The 17769-nt window shown below is 57.8% G+C and carries 14 protein-coding genes and 1 pseudogene; 9 read left to right on the forward strand and 6 right to left on the reverse strand.

From position 1 onward, the window contains the following. Positions 1-31: 31 nt before the first annotated feature. The 4 genes from H8B15_RS17555 to H8B15_RS17570 form a co-directional block, all read right to left on the reverse strand. Entirely contained in the window at positions 32-1474 is a 1443-nt protein-coding gene (locus tag H8B15_RS17555) for a TolC family protein (protein ID WP_187320953.1), read from the reverse strand. Further along, on the reverse strand, positions 1467-4658 hold the full coding sequence (locus tag H8B15_RS17560) for an efflux RND transporter permease subunit (RefSeq protein ID WP_187320954.1): 3192 nt from the start codon (positions 4656-4658) through the stop codon (positions 1467-1469). Before H8B15_RS17560 ends, H8B15_RS17555 begins: the two co-directional genes overlap by 8 nt. A 107-nt stretch (positions 4659-4765) precedes the next feature. Then, complete coding sequence (locus tag H8B15_RS17565) at positions 4766-5851, reverse strand: efflux RND transporter periplasmic adaptor subunit (protein WP_187320955.1); 1086 nt, start codon at positions 5849-5851, stop codon at positions 4766-4768. Positions 5852-6220: 369 nt separating this feature from the next. Beyond that, a complete protein-coding gene (locus H8B15_RS17570; RefSeq protein ID WP_187320956.1) occupies positions 6221-7624 on the reverse strand; it encodes a mercuric reductase in 1404 nt (467 codons plus the stop codon). A gap of 151 nt (positions 7625-7775) precedes the next feature. On the opposite strand from H8B15_RS17570, the gene H8B15_RS17575 reads away from it, so the two are divergent. Beyond that, entirely contained in the window at positions 7776-8507 is a 732-nt protein-coding gene (locus H8B15_RS17575; protein ID WP_187320957.1) for a hypothetical protein, read from the forward strand. Between the two features lie 96 nt (positions 8508-8603). Here H8B15_RS17575 and sucD read toward each other — a convergent pair whose 3' ends face one another. Further along, positions 8604-9497, reverse strand: a complete 894-nt coding sequence (gene sucD / locus H8B15_RS17580; protein WP_185282589.1) for a succinate--CoA ligase subunit alpha — start codon at positions 9495-9497, stop codon at positions 8604-8606. A 226-nt stretch (positions 9498-9723) separates the two neighbouring features. Between sucD and H8B15_RS17585 the strand changes: the two are divergent. Together H8B15_RS17585 and H8B15_RS17590 are read left to right on the forward strand one after the other, a co-directional pair. Next, positions 9724-10698, forward strand: a pseudogene (locus H8B15_RS17585) (PLP-dependent cysteine synthase family protein); the annotation flags it as partial. Positions 10699-10758: 60 nt separating this feature from the next. Continuing rightward, positions 10759-11160 carry a response regulator gene (locus H8B15_RS17590; RefSeq protein ID WP_187320958.1) on the forward strand — a complete coding sequence of 134 codons (402 nt, stop codon included), beginning with the start codon at positions 10759-10761 and terminating at the stop codon, positions 11158-11160. Between the two features lie 151 nt (positions 11161-11311). On the opposite strand, the gene ade is transcribed toward H8B15_RS17590, so the two are convergent. Beyond that, positions 11312-12964 carry an adenine deaminase gene (gene ade / locus H8B15_RS17595; protein WP_187320959.1) on the reverse strand — a complete coding sequence of 551 codons (1653 nt, stop codon included), beginning with the start codon at positions 12962-12964 and terminating at the stop codon, positions 11312-11314. 417 nt (positions 12965-13381) lie between these two features. On the opposite strand from ade, the gene H8B15_RS17600 reads away from it, so the two are divergent. The 6 genes from H8B15_RS17600 (at position 13382) to H8B15_RS17625 (ending at position 17728) form a co-directional block, all read left to right on the forward strand. Continuing rightward, entirely contained in the window at positions 13382-13990 is a 609-nt protein-coding gene (locus tag H8B15_RS17600; protein WP_187320960.1) for a hypothetical protein, read from the forward strand. A 50-nt stretch (positions 13991-14040) separates the two neighbouring features. Then, positions 14041-14436: a hypothetical protein gene (locus H8B15_RS17605; RefSeq protein ID WP_187320961.1), complete on the forward strand. Its 396-nt coding sequence runs from the start codon at positions 14041-14043 to the stop codon at positions 14434-14436. A 32-nt stretch (positions 14437-14468) separates the two neighbouring features. Next, complete coding sequence (cmk, locus tag H8B15_RS17610) at positions 14469-15182, forward strand: (d)CMP kinase (RefSeq protein WP_187321006.1); 714 nt, start codon at positions 14469-14471, stop codon at positions 15180-15182. Between the two features lie 66 nt (positions 15183-15248). Beyond that, positions 15249-16130 (forward strand): 4-hydroxy-3-methylbut-2-enyl diphosphate reductase, encoded by an 882-nt coding sequence (locus tag H8B15_RS17615; protein ID WP_187320962.1) that lies wholly within the window; start codon positions 15249-15251, stop codon positions 16128-16130. A 128-nt stretch (positions 16131-16258) separates the two neighbouring features. Then, positions 16259-16834 carry a DUF502 domain-containing protein gene (locus tag H8B15_RS17620; RefSeq protein WP_187320963.1) on the forward strand — a complete coding sequence of 192 codons (576 nt, stop codon included), beginning with the start codon at positions 16259-16261 and terminating at the stop codon, positions 16832-16834. 99 nt (positions 16835-16933) lie between these two features. Further along, positions 16934-17728, forward strand: coding sequence for an alpha/beta fold hydrolase (locus H8B15_RS17625; protein WP_187320964.1), 795 nt, complete (start codon positions 16934-16936; stop codon positions 17726-17728). Positions 17729-17769: the final 41 nt, after the last annotated feature.

Consider the following 17769-nt stretch of genomic DNA (forward strand, 5'->3'; position numbering starts at 1 on the left):
GCTTTTGCCGATGTGCGGCTAACTGCTCGCATTACTGCTGCCAACCACCGCCTAGGGCGCGGTATACATTCACGGTAGCGTTCAGCTGCTGCATCTTGGTTTCGATCAGGTCAAACTTCGATTCCAAAGCGTCGCGTTGTGTGAACAGCACTTCCGTGTACTCGGCGCGAGCCGAGCGGAAGAGGCTGTTGGAAATCGTAACAGACTGGTTCAGGGACTGCACTTCCAGCGCCTTTTCGTTGTAGCTCTGGGCCAGGTTGCGGATGTTGGCCAGCTCGTTTACTACCTCCACATAGGCGTTCAGCACGGTGCGCTCGTAGTTATAGGCGGCCTGCGTCTGCACGGCGTTGGCGCTGCCGTACACGGCTTTGATGCCGTTGCGGTTCACCAGGGGCGCCACCAGCTCGCCGGCCAAGTTGTAGAGCATCGACTCGGGGGTAGAGAACAACAAACCAGGTTTGAACGCCTCGAAGCCCACCGAGCCAGTGAGGCGTAGCGAAGGGTAGAAGTTGGCGCGCGCCACCTGCACGTCTAGTTTGGTGGCGGCCAATTGCTGCTCGGCTTGCCGGATGTCGGGGCGATTTTGCAGCAGCTGCGAGGGCACGCCCGTTTGAATCACCGTCGGTACCAGGTCGTTGAACGTGGAGTCGTTGCGCACAATTGGGCGGGGGTAGCGGCCGGTGAGGAAGTTGATCCGGTTTTCGGTTTCGATGATGCGCTGCTGAATGCCGTATTGCAGGCTGCGGGTGTTGTGCACCTGGGCCTCAAAACGTTGCACGGCCAGCTCCGTGGTGCGCGCCGATTCCTTTTGCAGCTTCACCAGTTCCAGCGCATTGGTCTGAATCTCGATGTTCTGCTGCACAATCGCCAGTTGGTTGTCGAGGGCCAGCAACTCGTAATAGGAGTTGGCAATTTCGGCAATCAGGTTGGTAATCGTAAAGTTCCTACCTTCCACGCTCGACAGGTAGCGCAGGGCGGCCGACTTGCGGGCGTTGCGCAGCTTGTGCCAAATATCCACTTCCCAGCTCGCAAACGCGCCTACCCGGTAGTTAGGCAGCGGGTCGGGCGTGCGGTGCTCGGGCTTGATGTTCACGGCCTCCTCGGTGGCGCCGCGCAGCGTGTAGCGGCCGGGGCGCTCGGCCTCGGCGTTGGCTCCCAGGCCCACGAAGGGCAGGTACTCGCCCTTGCGGATTTGCACCTCGTTGCGGGAAATCTGGATTTCCTGCAAGGCAATGTTCAGCTCCTGGTTGTGCTGTAGAGCGGTATCAATGAGGGCTACCAGGTTGGGGTCGGTGAAGAACTGCCGCCACCGCACCTGGGCCGCGCTGGCCGTATCTTGGGCCGCGGCGCTGTTGTAGCTGGCGGGCACACGCCGATTGGCGTCTTTCACCACCAGCTCCGGCATCTTGCAGCTCCCTACCGCCAACGACAAACAGGCTACGCTTATATACTGATAAATGCGTTTTCTAAGCATGAGCTTCAACTTCTTCAACTAGCACGCGAGGCTCTACGCCTTCGCTTATCGGATATTCATTTTCGTCCTGGATTAGCTTGCGCCCTTCAGCCAGCTTGCCAAAGATGTAGTAGAGGCCGGGCACCAGCACCACCCCGAACACAGTGCCGAACAGCATGCCGCCCAGCGCCGCCGTGCCAATGGTGCGGTTGCCGATGGCCCCCGCGCCCGTAGCCAGCACCAGCGGAATCAGACCGGCAATGAAGGCGAAGGAAGTCATCAGGATAGGGCGGAAACGAGCCTTGGCACCGGCAATAGCCGCATCGCGTACTGAGAGGCCGTGCTCGTGTTCCTGCACGGCAAACTCCACAATCAGCACCGCGTTTTTGCCCAGCAAGCCCACCAGCATCACCAGTCCTACCTGGGCGTAGATGTTGTTGGCCAGGCCCAGCATCTTGATGAAGGCGAAGGAGCCGAATATCCCGGCCGGCAACGACAGCACTACCGCCAAGGGCAGCAGGAAGCTCTCGTACTGCGCAGCCAGCACCAGGTAAACGAAGGCCAGCACCACCAGGAAGATGTAGATGGCCTCGTTGCCGCGGCTCACCTCGTCTTTCGACAGGCCACCCCAGTCGATGTCGTAGCCGCGGGGTAGGGTTTCGCGGGCCACTTCCTGCACCGCCTTAATGGCCTCGCCCGAGCTGTAGCCGGCGGCGGCATCGCCGCGGATGGAGGCGGTGGTGTACATGTTGTAACGGTTGATTTCGTTGGCGCCCTGGGTCTTCACGATTTTCATGAAGGCCGAGAACGGCACCATCTCACCCCGGTCGTTTTTCACCCACATGTCCATCACGTCTTTGGGTAGGCGGCGGTACTCGGGCGAGGCCTGCACGTACACCTTAAAAAAGCGCTGGTATTTGATGAAGCCCAGCTCGTAGGTCGAGCCAATCATGATGCTCAGTGTGTTCATGGCGTTGCCAATGCTCACGCCTTTCTGCATGGCCAGCTGGTTGTCGATCTTCAGCTCGTACTGCGGGTAGTTGGCCGAGTAGAACGTAAACAGCCCAGCCAGTTCCTTACGCTTGTTGAGGGCTGCCATAAAGTCCTCGTTCACCTTTTCCAGCGCCTTATAGTCGCCGGTGTTGGTTTTGTCGAGCAGTTGGAGCTGGAAACCGCCTGCCGCGCCATAGCCCGGTACTGCTGGTGGCTCGAAGAATTCCACAGTCGCGCCGGGAATTTGCTTGGCCTTTTTCTCCAGTTCCTCCACAATGTCGTGGATGGACTCCTTGCGCTCCGACCATGGCTTTAAGTTAATCAAGCAGGTGCCAGCATTGGAGCCCCTACCCTCCGTGAGTACCTCGTAGCCGGCCAGGGTAGAAATGCTCTGGATGCCAGGTACGTCCTTCGCCAGCTCGTAGAGGCGCTGCGAAATGTCGTTGGTACGCTCTAGCGTGGAGCCGGGGGGCGTTTGGATGATGGCGTAGAGCATGCCCTGGTCCTCACTCGGGATAAAGCCCGAGGGGAGGGTAGAGGAGATGCCCATAATGCCCAAGCCGAAAATAATCAGCACGCCGAACGTCACCACGCGCCGGTCCACCACCTTTTCCAGCACCCCAATGTAGCGGCCAGTCAGCTTCTCAAAGCCGCGGTTAAACCAGTCGATAAAGCGGTTGATGGGTGTTTTCTTGCGCGGCTGGCCGTGCGTGTTCTTCAAGATCATGGCGCACAGCACCGGTGTGAGCGTGAGGGCCACTACACCCGAAATCACAATGGAAGTAGCCATGGTGATGGAGAACTGGCGGTAGAAAATACCCACCGGGCCGCTCATGAAGGCCACCGGCACGAATACCGCCGTCATCAGAATAGTAATGGCAATGATGGCGCCGCTGATTTCACCAATCACCTCGCGCACCGCGCCGTACGGCGAGAGGTGCTTTTCCTCCATCTTGGCGTGCACGGCCTCTACCACCACAATGGCGTCGTCGACCACAATACCAATGGCCAGCACCAGTGCAAAGAGCGTTATCATGTTGATGGTGAGCCCGAACGCCTGCATCGCCACAAATGCACCCACCAACGACACGGGCACCGCAATAATGGGGATGAGGGTAGAGCGCCAGTCGCCCAGGAACAGGAATACTACCAGCGCCACCAGCAAGAAGGCGTCGCGCAGGGTGTGGATTACGTTTTCTGTGGAGGCGTCGAGGAAGTTCGACACATCGTAGCTGATTTTGTAGTCCATGCCGGGGGGCATGGTTTTCTTCAGCTCCTCCAGCTTGGCCTTCACGTTCTCAATCACCTCCGAGGCGTTGGAGCCGTAGGTTTGCTTGAGCACAATAGCCGCCGAGGGGTAGCCGTCGAGGTTGGAGTAGATGTCGTAGAACTCTGAGCCCAGCTGCACGTCGGCAATGTCCTTCAGGTGCAGAATCTCACCGTCAGGGTTGGCCTTGATAATCACGTTTTTGTACTGGTCCACGTCGTTGAAGCGGCCCTGGTAGGTGAGCACATACTCCAGGGCTTCGGCCCTACCCCCGTCGGAGCGGCCAATACGGCCCGGCGAGCCAATCACGCTCTGGTCGTCAAGGGCCTTCATCACGTCGTCGGCCGAAACGTTGTAGGCACGCATGCGGTCAGGCTTCAGCCAGATACGCATGGCGTACTGCCGGCTACCCAGGATGCTGGCCCGCCCAATGCCGTTGATGCGCTGGATTTCGGGTATCATGTTCACCCCGGCAAAGTTGAACAGGTACTTCATGTCCGTGTTCTTGTCTTTGCTGTACAGGTTCACGTACATCAACATGTTGGGCACCACGCGGTTCACAATCACGCCCTCGCGCTGTACCAGCACCGGCAAGCGGTTGAGCACCTGTGCAATACGCGTGTTCACGTTCACCACGGCCTGGTCGGGGTCGGTGCCCAGGTTGAATACAATCTGGATGTTGGCTTCGCCGGCCGATACGGCGTCAGAGGTCATGTACTTCATGCCGGGCACGCCGTTCACGGCCTGCTCCAGCGGAATCAGCACCGACTCGGTGAGCACCTTGGCACTGGCACCAGGGTAGGCCGCCGACACCATCACCATGGGCGGCGAAATTTCCGGAAACTGCGACGTGGGCAGCGTCTTGATAGCCAGCACGCCCATAAACACAATCACCACCGAAATAACAATGGCAAAGACTGGCCTACGAATGAATTTACTGAACATAAGATAAGGCTAAGGTAGGGGCGGCTTGCAGCCGCCCGTCGTTGAAACGGAATCGGTAGGACCAGCAGGAGTTAGGCTTGCTACAAGCGCTCGGCTGCAAGCCGACCCTATTCGGCGTACACTTTCAAGTGCGAAATCACTTTGGCTGGCTTCTCGTAATCGTAGTCGATTTTCTCCCCGTCTTTCACCTTGCGGATGCCTTCCAGCATAATCCGGTCGCCGGGTTTCAGGCCGTCGGTGATGATGTAGAGGTCGGGCATTTCGGAGCCTACTGTCACCTCGCGCTGGTGCACGTGCTTGTCCTTGTCTACCACGTACACAAACTTCTTCTCCAGCACCTCAAAAGTGGCTTTTTGCGGAATGATGAGAGCGTTTTTGAGCGGCACTGTCATCAGCACGCTACCGGTTTCGCCGTTGCGCAGCAGGCGGTTGGGATTGGGGAAGGTAGCCCGGAAGGCAATGTTGCCGGTTTCGTTATTGAAATCAGCCTCAATGGTTTGCACCACGCCGGGCTGGGGGTATACCTGGTTGTTGGCCATCAGCAGGTTCACCTTTTCCAGGTTGTTGGTCTTGGCTTCCTTATAGGCCAGATACTCGGCCTCGGGCACGTTGAAGTACACCCACATCTTGCTGTTGTCGGACAGCGTCGTGAGCAGGTCGCCCTCGTCTACCAAGCTACCCAGCCGTGCCTGGAAGTGGTCCATGATGCCATCAAACGGCGCCCGGATGGTGGTGAAACCCAAGTGCGTTTGGGCCAGGGCCACCTCGGCTTTGGCCTTGTCGTACTTGGCCTCGGCCAGCGCCAGCTCGCTTTTCGACACCACGTTGTTGTCAGCCAGGCGCTTGGTGTTCTGGTACTCCAAGTTCACGTAGTTGGCCTCGGCCTGCGACTTTTTCAGCTCGGCCTGGTAGATCATAGGCATGATCTGGAACATGAGCTGCCCCTGCTTCACGGTCTGGCCCTCGTCCACAAAAATCTTCTGGAGGTAGCCCTTTTCCAGCGCCCGCAATTCGATGTGCTGGATGGAGTGAATCTGCGCCACGTACTCCTTGGTAATCGTGGTGTCTTTTTGCAGAGGGCTGGTAACTAGATACTTTACCTTTTCTTCCTTTTCCTCTTTTTTGTCCGCGCAGCTTGTAAAACCGTACAGGCCGCACCAGCTCACGAGCATGAGCAGGAACATTTTTTTCATAAGAACTTTGGGTAATATGACAGACAGTTGGCGATGCCAGAAATAGTGGCGGTGGGTAGGGTAGGGCAGATAGCAGGGTACTTTTGGAACGCGTCAACCAAAGTCGCCACCAAGGGGGGTAGGCGAGGTTGGTGCTACAAAACAAGCGTTGCTACATGAAGCCGGTATGAAGCGTCAACCCCGACGCGGAAGAAATTCTACTATTCCCGGCACGGCACGGTGCGTCGCTTGTCCTCAGGTTTTTGAGCTGCCACGATTAGGGTGTGTGGCTATCGACAACGCATAAAAAAAGCGGTTACGCAGCGCCGTACGCTGCATAACCGCTCAATAGAAAGCATCGAAAGAGGTAGGAACTCCCGTACCTCGACGTTATTTTTTCTTGGGGTTTTCGAGTTTTGAGAACAGGTTATTCAACGATTCGGCCCAGGTGGGGTGGGCAAAAATCATATCCTGCAGCATCTCGCAGGTGATGTTGCCGTGCATGGCCAACTGGAGCATCGACATAATCTCGCCGCCCTGCTCGCAGAACACAGCCGTGCCCAGAATACAGTCGGTTTTGCCGTCTACCAGCACTTTAATAAATCCCTCGGTAAGGCCTGTTTGCTGCGCCCGACCAATAGTTTTGACGGGCATGTTAGCTACCCGGTAGTCCAGCTTTTGCTCCTGGGCCTCGTGCTCTGAAAGCCCGATGCGGCCGAGCTGCGGCTCCGTGAAGACCACATACGGCACGTCGCGGCCTTTTTTCGAGCGATTTTTACCCTTTATGATGTTGTCGCGCACAATGCGGTAGTCATCGTAGCTCATATGCGTGAACTGGGGGCCACCGTGCACATCGCCCAATGCGTAGATGCCGCGCACGTTGGTATGAAACTGGTCATCGATCAGCACGAAGCCGCGCTCATCCATCTCTACACCGGCTTTGTCGAGGCCCAGTTCTTTGGTGTTGGGCTCCCTACCCACCGCCACCAGCACGTGCGAGCCGCGCAAGCGCCGTTCCCCATCAGGAGTAGTCACCGATACCGTAAATTGCTTCTCAGCATTCTGCGAAACCCGGTGTGCCTGCGAACCGAGCAGGAATTCGACGCCTTCGCTTTCCAATAGTCGCTGCATGGCCTCGCACACATCGTCGTCCTCACGCTCCAGCACCACATCCGACGACTCTACAATCGTCACCTCGCAGCCCAAGCGACGGTAGAGTTGGCTGAACTCCAGGCCAATATACCCGCCACCAATAATAATCAGGTGTTCGGGTTTGTCTTTAAGGTTCAGGATGGTCGTAGGTGTCAGGAAGTCGGTGCCCTCCAGCCCGTCAATCTTGGGAATAGCAGCACGGGTGCCAGTATTGATGAAAATAAGCGGAGCCGTTAGCGTTTCGGTGCCGCCCGTCGTAAGGTCCACAGTAAGCGTATGTGGCGCTGTGAAGCTGGCGTGCCCATCAAAAAGCTGCACGGGATTATCCTGGCCCGTCAGGTTTTTGTGGATGCCTTGGCGCAATTTTTCTAATAGAGCGTCCTTTCGCTCCACAATAGTTGGTAGGTCAATGGCCTCTACCGCCACCTCAATGCCGTAGTGCGCGTCGGTGTAGGCGTGGTGTGCCCGTTCCGACGAGGCCAGAAGCGTTTTGGTGGGCACGCACCCGTAGTTGATGCAGGAGCCACCCAGTAAGTTTTTCTCAACCAAAGCCACGCGGCGGCCGTCCTGGGCAAAGGCCGTAGCTAGCGGATTGCCGGCTTGGCCGGAGCCAATTATAATAACATCGAAAGATTCGGGCATAAAAGCAGAACTTTAGGCGACAAAACCAGCAAACTGGCTTGTAGCCGTGCGCTTGCATTGGACAGCTATACGAAGCTCAGCCGTTAAGGGCTGGGTAGAATGTCGTAAAAAAACGCTGGTTTTGGCCTCATTTTCGACCGCCTTCGGCTGTATGCTGCTTTCTGTCCGTTTTCTTGTGCTGTTGCTCCTGCTGGGGCTGTCTGGTTGCGCTTCGCTCTACTTCCCGCCACCGCCGCAGGTGCCGCTGCTCACGCAGCAAGGCGAGTTCAGTGGCGGAATTCATTCCAATTTTGGCGGTAATACTTCCTTACAGGGCGCCTACGCCGTTACCAATGGGCTTGGCGTGATGGGCTCGGCCTCGTTTCTGCATAGCAACAAGCCCAAGAAAGCTGTCAATTTTGATTTCTTTGAGGCTGGTGCGGGCTACTTCACCCGCCTACCCGACAATCGGGTACTGGAAATCTACGGTGGCGTCGGCCTGGGCTCTTCCGACCGCACCGACCGTACCCGCGAGGGGGTAGTAGAGCAGCGCCAGGAGGGAAATCTGAACAAGTTGTTTTTGCAGGTGAACTACAGTGCCAAAAAGCACCAAACGCTGCACCTGTTCGGCAATCATTTTCCGCTTAGCTACGGCACGGCCCTGCGCTTGAGCCACGTGGAGCTCAGCAACTTCAAACTCGACGGGGTAGCCGCGCCCGGTGAGGATAACATCTTCCTGGAGCCCATCACCTTCTCCCGCGTGCAAGTGCTGGGGCCGGTGCAGTTGCAGCTCATCAGCGGCGGCAACTTTGGCCTGAAGCACCGCAAGTACCTGCGGGCGGCCAACGCGGTGTTTCAATTGGGAGTAGTGGTGAATCTGGGTGGGCAGGAGGGTAGGAAGTAAGGGCCCTTACTAATTATTAATACAAGAAATTATGTACACATAAAAAGGCCCTGGCATCTGCCAGGGCCTTTTTATGTGTACACATTAGGTGACCACCTACGCCTCTACCTTCTCGCCATTCAGCACCTTCAGCATGGTCTCGCCGATGTTGGCGGGCGAATCCACCACGTGGATACCGCACTCACGCATGATGGCCATTTTGGCGGCAGCTGTATCATCAGCGCCACCTACGATGGCCCCGGCGTGGCCCATGCGGCGGCCGGGAGGAGCCGTCTGGCCGGCAATGAAGCCAACGACGGGTTTCTTGTTACCGGTTTCTTTGATCCAACGAGCAGCTTCGGCTTCCATGCCGCCGCCGATTTCGCCAATCATCACGATGCCCTCGGTTTCAGGGTCGTTCATCAGCAGCTCCACGGCTTCTTTGGTAGTGGTGCCAATGATGGGGTCACCGCCGATGCCGATGGCCGTGGTCTGGCCCAAGCCGGCTTTGGTGAGCTGGTCAACGGCTTCGTAGGTCAACGTGCCCGACTTCGACACGATACCGATTTTACCCTTCTGGAAGATGAAGCCCGGCATGATACCCACTTTGCACTCACCGGCAGTCATCACGCCAGGGCAGTTGGGGCCAATCATGCGCACGCCCTCACGGTCTTTGAGGTAGTGCTTCACGGCAATCATGTCCTTGGTAGGGATGCCTTCGGTGATGGTCACAATCACCTTGATGCCCGCGTCGGCGGCTTCCAGGATGGCGTCGGCAGCAAAAGCCGGGGGCACGAAGATGATGCTCACATCAGCGCCGGTTTCGCGCACGGCGTCGGCCACGGTGTTGAACACGGGGCGGTCGAGGTGTTGCTGGCCGCCTTTGCCAGGCGTTACGCCACCTACCACGTTGGTGCCGTACTCAATCATTTGCTGCGCGTGAAACGAGCCTTCAGAGCCGGTGAAGCCCTGCACAATCACTTTGGAATCCTTGTTAACCAGAACACTCATTAGGAAATGGGTTTTAAGGGAGATATTCGCTGGAACGACGGCTGCCCGTCGGGGCGGCCGTGCACAAAAGTAGGTTTTATTTATAGGCGGCACAAAGCCCGCTGTAATGTGCGTTGTTGCGGCTCCCTTTTGCTCTAAAGCAAATACAAGAAAGTGGACCTGGTACTAATCAGCCCGCCGAAAATCCGTACCTTTGCGGCCTCAATTGCCCACCCCACCCCAGGCTATGTATCTGAATAACATCACCGAAGCTATCGGTAACACCCCTCTTGTCAAACTCCAAAAGGTCACGGAAGGTATCCGGGGCACGGTGCTGGCGAAGGTAGAATATTTCAACCCCGGCAACTCGGTGAAAGACCGTATGGCGGTGAAAATGATTGACGACGCCGAAAAAGCGGGCATTCTGAAGCCCGGCGGCACCATCATCGAAGGCACCAGCGGCAACACGGGCATGGGCCTGGCGCTGGCCGCTATTGCCAAAGGCTATAAGTGCATCTTCACGATGAGCGACAAGCAGGGCCAGGAAAAGCGCGACATTCTGAAGGCCGTAGGCGCCGAAATCATCATCTGCCCCACCAACGTGGCCCCCGACGACCCGCGCTCCTACTACTCGGTGGCGCGTAAGCTGAACGCAGAGATTCCCAACTCGTTCTACCCCAACCAGTACGACAACCTCTCCAACACCGCGGCCCACTACGAAACCACCGGCCCCGAAATCTGGCAGCAGACTGAAGGCAAGATTACGCACTTTGCGGCCGGGGTAGGCACGGGCGGCACCATCAGCGGCATCAGCAAATACCTGAAAGAGCAGCGCCCCGAGCTGGTAACGGTTGGGCTGGACACCTACGGCTCGGTGTTCAAGAAGTATAAGGAAACTGGCATTTTCGACGAAAACGAAATCTACCCTTACAAAACAGAGGGTATTGGCGAGGACATTTTGCCGAAGAACGTCGACTTCGACCTGATCGACCTGTTCATCAAGGTAGCGGACAAAGACGCAGCCGTAATGACGCGCCGCTTGGCCCGCGAAGAGGGGCTCTTTGTGGGCTGGTCGTGCGGCTCGGCGGTGTACGGCGCGCTGGAATACGCCCGCGAGCATCTCACTGAGGACGATACGATGGTAGTGGTACTACCTGACCACGGCACACGCTACCTGGCCAAAATATACAACGACGATTGGATGCGTGAGCAGGGCTGGCTGTAAGCTACGCCACCATCCACTATATTTGATAGATACCGCTGCCAGCGGGTTACCAACTGTATGCCGAAGAAACTGCGTAATATCGTTCTGGTGGACGACAATGAAACCACCAGCTTCCTGAACAATCGTCTGTTGAATCGTTTGGGAGTAGCCGATACCATCCACACGTTTACGCAAGCCGAGCCGGCCTATGAGTTTCTGTGGGGTGCCAGCCGCGGCGGCGAAGCCATTCCGGAGCTGGTGTTTGTGGATCTGAAAATGCCCGGTATCGATGGCTTCGAGTTCCTGCGTATGTACGACCGGCTGCCCGCCGACATCAAGCAACAAACCGTCCTCACCGTCCTCACCACCTCCATGCACGCCGCCGACACCGCCCGCGTGGCGCAATACGAAGGGGTAGAATACCTGGCCAAGCCGCTGACGGAGGAAAAAATGCAGAAACTGCTGGAGAAGCGGTTTTAGAGTAAGGAAAGCCAAGAGCGGCTGTCATCCTGAGCTTGCGAAGGACCTTCTCACGCGTAAACGACTATCGTAGCAACGACTCGTTCACGCATGAGAAGGTCCTTCGCAAGCTCAGGATGACAGCCGCTCTCTTTGTATCCTTATACCATCTCTACACTACCGCCTCCACAAACCGAAACGCCTCACCGTCAAACAAGCCTTTGTCGCTCAGCTTCAGGCTGGGGATAACCAACAAGGCCATAAACGAAAGCGTCATGAAGGGTGCTTGTAGGGTAGAGCCCAGCTCTTTGGCTAAGGCATCTACGGCGGTATAGGCGGCTGCTACCGCGTAGCCATCCTGATCCGACATCAGGCCGGCCACGGGTAGGGGTAGGAGCAGTTCCTGCCCATCGGGCCCCACGGCAGCCAAGCCACCTTTGGCCTCCATTACCAGCTGCACGGCGCGGGCCAGGCTCGCATCGTCGCAGCCGATGGCGGTGATATTGTGCGAGTCGTGGCCCACACTGCTGGCAAGAGCGCCGCGTTGCAGGCCGAAACCTTTGATGAACGCCACGGCCGGCGGTGCTGCGGCATAACGGTTTACTACCGTGAGCTTGAGTATATCCTGCGCTATATCCGGTATTACCAGGTCGTTCTCGACGCGGGCGGGTACATCGTGGCGGGCGGTGATGAGCTGCCCGTCGAAGCACTCCATCACGCGCAAGATAGGCTGGGGGGTAGGCGCGGGCAGCCGGAAATCCTGGGCCTGCACCGGGTGCGCCACGAAGTTGTTGACCACGGCCACCGGCACGGCCGGAATCAGCGTACGGCCGTTTTCGGCTACCAGCTCACCGTTGAGGTAGGTTTGCTGCACCGTGAAATCCTGGAGGTTATCCACCACAATGAAATCGGCGGCATCGCCTTCGCGCAACAGGCCCACGGGTAGGCGGTAGTGCTCCACGGGGTTACGGCAGGCCACGCGCAGCACTTTCAGCACATCCTGGCCGCGCGCCACAGCCCGTTGTACCAATTGGTTGATGTGGCCCAGCACCAGCGTGTCGGGATGCTTGTCGTCGGAGCAGAACATCATGTTTTCGTAGTGCTCGGGTAGAAGGTCAATGAGCGCCTCGAAGTTGCGGGCCGCCGAGCCTTCCCGGATCAACACTTTCATGCCGGCCTGCAGTTTGTCCAGCGCTTCGCCGGCCATAAAGCACTCGTGGTCGGTGCTGATGCCGGCCTGAATGTAGCGCACGGCGTCAGCGCCAGTGAGACCGGGCGCGTGGCCGTCTACGGGGCGGTTATATTGCTGGGCCAGCCGAATTTTCTCCATCACGTCGGCGTCGCGGTTGAGCACGCCGGGCCAGTTCATCATCTCGGCTAGGTAGCCAATTTCGGGGTAGCGCTGAAATAGCTGCTCGATATCGGCGGCTGAAATAACCGCCCCGGCCGTCTCAAACGGTGTGGCCGGCACGCACGAGGGCGCCCCGAAGCAGAACTTAAACGGCACCTGCCGGCCGTTTTCGAGCATATATTCCACGCCTTGCACACCCAGCACATTGCCAATCTCGTGGGGATCTGATACCGTTGCCACCGTACCATGCACCACCGCCAGGCGGGCAAACTCCGATGGTACCAGTAAGGAGCTTTCCACGTGCACGTGGGCGTCCACAAAGCCCGGCAGGGCGTAGGGTAGGGCCGGATCGGGCGCGGCGCCCGTAGTCTCCAGGCGGCTTATACGGCCATCTGCCACGTGAATTATGGCAGGGTATATGGTGTTGGCGAATAAGTCGACGACGTTGGCCGTGCGTGTGAAAGAAGAAGCCATAAGCAACGGAGTAGCAAAAGAAGCCAACCCAACGGGCGGCGGAGTAAAGAGCTTTATATTTGACTAAACTTCCTTAGGCGTGAAAAAGATTACAACTCTGGCGCTGGCAGCGCTGCTCATGGGCTCCGGTCTCCTGACTTCGAGCTGTGCTCACCGGTCTTCTTTGGCCAAGAAAACAGCCGCATATAAACATCGGTCGAAGGGCAAGATTCCGTGCCCGTGTGAGAGTAATTAGGGGTAATAGGACTTATACAAACGTCTGTCCTCCTGAACGCAGGGAAGGACCTTCTCACGCTAGATCAGGTCGTTGTCACGTCTGCCGTTCTAGCATGAGAAGGTCCTTCCCTGCGTTCAGGAGGGCAGGCTTTATAATTTATCTGAAAGCAATATTCAATCTTTACTACGTTATCCTTATCGATGATAAAGCAAGTAGTACTTCCATTACTTTTCCTATCCCTACCCGCCGCGGCCCAGCTCAGGCCCCAGGAGCCAGCCCAGCGCACCATGTTCCCGAACGTGCTGCCCGGTACCATTTCCAACGTGCGGCATAGCCAGCCCATACGTTACCAAACCGCCGACCGCCAGTGGCACGACGGCCAGCTTCACCAGCTAAAGACCGAACGCGTCTACCTCGTTAACGACTATCAACAAGCTATTCCCTACCTCCCCACGGAGGTAATCCGTGTGGTGCTGCCCGACGCCACGTATGGCAGGGTAGGACGCTATTTTGCGAAGGAATTATTTGTGGGGAGCAAGCTGGGGTTATATCAATACCAGGATATGGAAGCGGGTTTCGTCTGGCAGTTGCTAGGCACACAGTGGTGGCTGCGCCGTCCCGATGGCGCCGTGGTGAAGCTGCGCAGCGGCCGCGCCGCGTTCAGCCGGCAGATGCTGAGCGTGGTGGGCGACGATCCGGAACTGGCCAAACGCCTGCAAGCCCGCGCCTACCGCCGCCGCGACGCTGCGGCTATTCTGGAGAAATATCAGCAGTGGCAGCAGGCACAATCGGCGGCGCCGCGGCAATAAACTACCCCGCAGAGCGGCCACTTCCGAGGAGCTTCGTACTTTTGTGCGCCATGCCCGACGCCGAATCGCCCCTTGCCTCCCTCCACCGTGCCGCCGAGGCTGTGCGGCAGCAGCTGCGCTTGAACGCCTATGATGTGGCGTCGGTGGAGCGATTGGCTGCTTTTATCGAAGAGCAGCGCGCTACCATTAAGCCTAGTGAACGAGAAGGTGTTATCACCGCGCTAGGCTGCTTCTTGGGGCAGTGCCTGGTGCACACCTACCAGGGCGAGTGGGCCGCCGGCCTCGACAATACTACAGGGGTAGGCATCGGCGGCAAAAGTTTCTTCAACCCCTTCTACCGCGTGTCGCAGCAATTGGCGCACGGGCCATCTGAGTCGGTGGCCGTATTTTTTGCCCAGGTGCCTGCGCATCTGCAAGCTGCTCAACGTCGTAAAAACTGGATTTAGTGGACACCCTTCCTTCGCCTAGCCCCTTCGCCATGCGCCAGCTCGTTATTGCCATCGATGGTCACTCTTCCTGTGGCAAGAGCACCACGGCCAAGGCCGTAGCTGCCGAGCTAGGCTACGCGTACATCGACACCGGGGCCATGTACCGGGCCGTGACGCTCTACCTGCTGGAGCACCACATTGCCTTCGACGACCTGCCGCGTATTGAGGAAGCCCTGCACCAGATGCAGATTTCCTTTAAGCGCAACCGCAAAACCGGCCGCAACGAGCTGTGCCTGGATGGACACGTGCGCGAGGACGAAATTCGGCAGATGCGTATTTCCAACTCCGTGAGTGAGGTGTCCATAATTCCGGCCGTGCGCCACGCCCTGGTGCGTCAGCAGCAGCAAATGGGCCGCAAGCGGGGTATTGTGATGGACGGCCGCGATATTGGCACCACCGTGTTTCCGGATGCCGAGGTCAAGATTTTTATGACGGCCGACACCCATACCCGCGCTGTGCGTCGGCAGGAAGAATTGGCCGTGAAAAACGAAGTGGTAGAGCTGGCCGACATCATCGACAACCTCGAAAAGCGCGACCACATCGACTCTACCCGCGCCGAAAGCCCCCTGCGCCGCGCTCCCGATGCCGTGTTGCTGGATACCTCCCACATGACCATTGATGAGCAGGTGGACTTTGTGCTGGAACGCGCTTCAGCTGCCTTATTTGCGCCTATGGCGGCGGGTAGTGAACGGAATGGCAGCTAAGCGGTTATATCAGTAAAATTGCGCAGCCGGTTGGCAATTGGCGCTCTGTTTGCAGAACAAAAAGCTATGAACATCATCATCGACAAAAATTCGGGCTACTGCTTCGGCGTTGAATTCGCCATTCAGATGGCCGAGGATGAGCTGGCGCACGAGGAAACCCTGTATTGCCTGGGCGACATTGTGCACAATCGGATGGAGGTGGAGCGTCTGCACGCCCTGGGCCTGCGCATCATCGACCGCGAGCAGCTGGGCACGCTTCACGATTGCAAGGTCTTGATTCGGGCGCACGGCGAGCCGCCGGAAACCTACCAGCTGGCCATGCAGAACAACCTGGAGCTGATTGACGCCTCGTGCCCCGTGGTGCTGAAGCTGCAAAATCGCGTGAAGCACGCCTTCGATATCAGCAACCGCCAGCAAGGGCAAATCGTCATTTATGGGCAGCCCGGCCACGCCGAGGTGGCAGGCTTGGCCGGTCAGACCGGCAACCAAGCCATCATTGTCATGAACGAGTCGGACCTGGACCAAGTGGACTTTTCGCGCCCCGTTACGTTGTTCAGCCAGACGACCAAGAGCACGGCCGGCTTCTACCACATGAAGCAGGTGATTGAGGAGCGCATTGCCGCCGCCGGAGCCGACGGAGCCTCCTTCGACGCCAACGACAGCATTTGCCGGCAGGTAAGCAACCGCGAGCCCGCCTTGGCCAAGTTTGCCACCCAGCACGACGTCATCGTGTTTGTGAGCGGCCGCAAAAGCTCTAATGGTAAGGCCCTGTTTGGCGTAGTCAACAAAACCAACCCGCGCAGCTACTTCGTGGAAAACGAGGAAGAGTTGCAAGACGACTGGTTCCAGGATGCACAGTCGGTAGGGATTTGCGGGGCTACCAGCACGCCCATGTGGCTGATGCAGCAGGTAGCCGACCGCATTGCTGAGATTGGCGAACTGGTATAAGCTAATTGATTGCAATACAGCAGACAACTGCCCGGCTGGTGCCCTTCCAGCCGGGCAGTTGCTATAATAGGGTAGGGGGTATGGCATGATTTGCGCCCTGCCTTCTGCATAACTGCCGATTTCATTGCATGCGTAAACTTGCTAACTATTTCCTGAGCGGGCTGCTGGTAGTGGCGCCCATCGCCCTTACCATCTACATTCTGATAGCCGCCTTCACCTGGCTCGACCACCTCTTTTACGTGGAAGGCGTGCCGGGACTGGGCCTATTGCTGCTGGCTGCGCTGATTACCAGCATCGGCTTCTTGGCCACTACCTTCCTGGTGCGCCCCTGGCTGACGATTACACAGCGGATGCTGCACCGTATGCCGCTGGTGGGCATCATCTATTCCAGTATCAAAGATCTGTTTGCGGCGTTTGTGGGCGACAATCAGAAGTTCAACCGGCCAGTACTAGTACGCACCAATTCCGAACTGCCATCTTATCGAATGGGCTTTGCCACCCAGGAAAACATTGTGGCCCTCGACCAGCCGCATTTGGTGGCCGTGTACTACCCGCACTCCTACAACTTTTCGGGGGAGCTGCAACTGGTGCCCATAGAGAGCATCACCTACCTCAACATCTCCAGCAGCGAGGCCATGAAGTTTATCGTCTCGGGTGGGGTATCCAGCATCCGGGGAGTGCCAGCCCCACGCGACGAGGAATAGCAACGGCCCACCCTAACGCCGACGGTAGGGTAGGAAAACGGGCACGTATTGCGCCGCCACAGTGTTCTAAAGGGCTATTTTCTCATTAGAATACCGCAGTTGAAAACTACACTTCATTTCCAGCGCTACGGGCACGGGCCACGGGTGGTGCTGGCGTTTCATGGCTACGGGCAGGGGCATGGACATTGGCGCAGCCTGGTATCGGTGCTGGGCGAGCAGCGGGTGAGCGTGTACGCGTTCGACCTGTTCTACCACGGCCAGAGCCGCCTCAGCCGCACCGATGCGCCCCTCACCAAACAGCGCCTGGGCGACCTGCTGGCCGATTTCCTACGCGAACAGCAGATTGATACGTTTGGCCTATTGGCGTTCAGCATGGGGGCTAAGTTTGCCCTCACCGCGGCCGAGCGCTTCCCCGATAAGGTAGAGCAGCTCTGGCTGCTAGCCCCCGATGGCTTGCAACGGCAACTCTGGTACACATTGGCTACCGCGCCGCCGTTTATGCGCAACTTGCTGGGCCGTACGGTGCTGCGCCCGCAACGCCTGCTGGGCTTCATCGACTCGTTGCGGCAGCGGCGCTTGGTAGACGCCGGCCTGGTGCGCTTTGCCGAGTGGCAGCTCGATAGCCGCGAGAAACGCCTGCGCATCTACCGCAGTTGGGTAGGATTTCGCAAGCTCACGTTTTCGCTGAGAGCTTTGGCTCGCCTGCTAAACAGACGCCCTACCCCCGTCACGTTCTTCTTAGGCCGCCACGATCAGGTGATTCCGCATGCGGGCTTACAGCAGTTTATTGCCACTCTCACCAACGCTCGCACGGTGTTACTAGAAACCGGACATGCCGGGCTGATCTACGAGGTAGCCGCCTACGTGCGCCGTCATCCGGAGGCGCAGTGGTGAGGCAGTGAATGAGTGAGTCGAGGGTAGACAAGGTGTCGTCC

The organism is Hymenobacter citatus, from assembly GCF_014333615.1.
Lineage (GTDB): Bacteria > Bacteroidota > Bacteroidia > Cytophagales > Hymenobacteraceae > Hymenobacter > Hymenobacter citatus.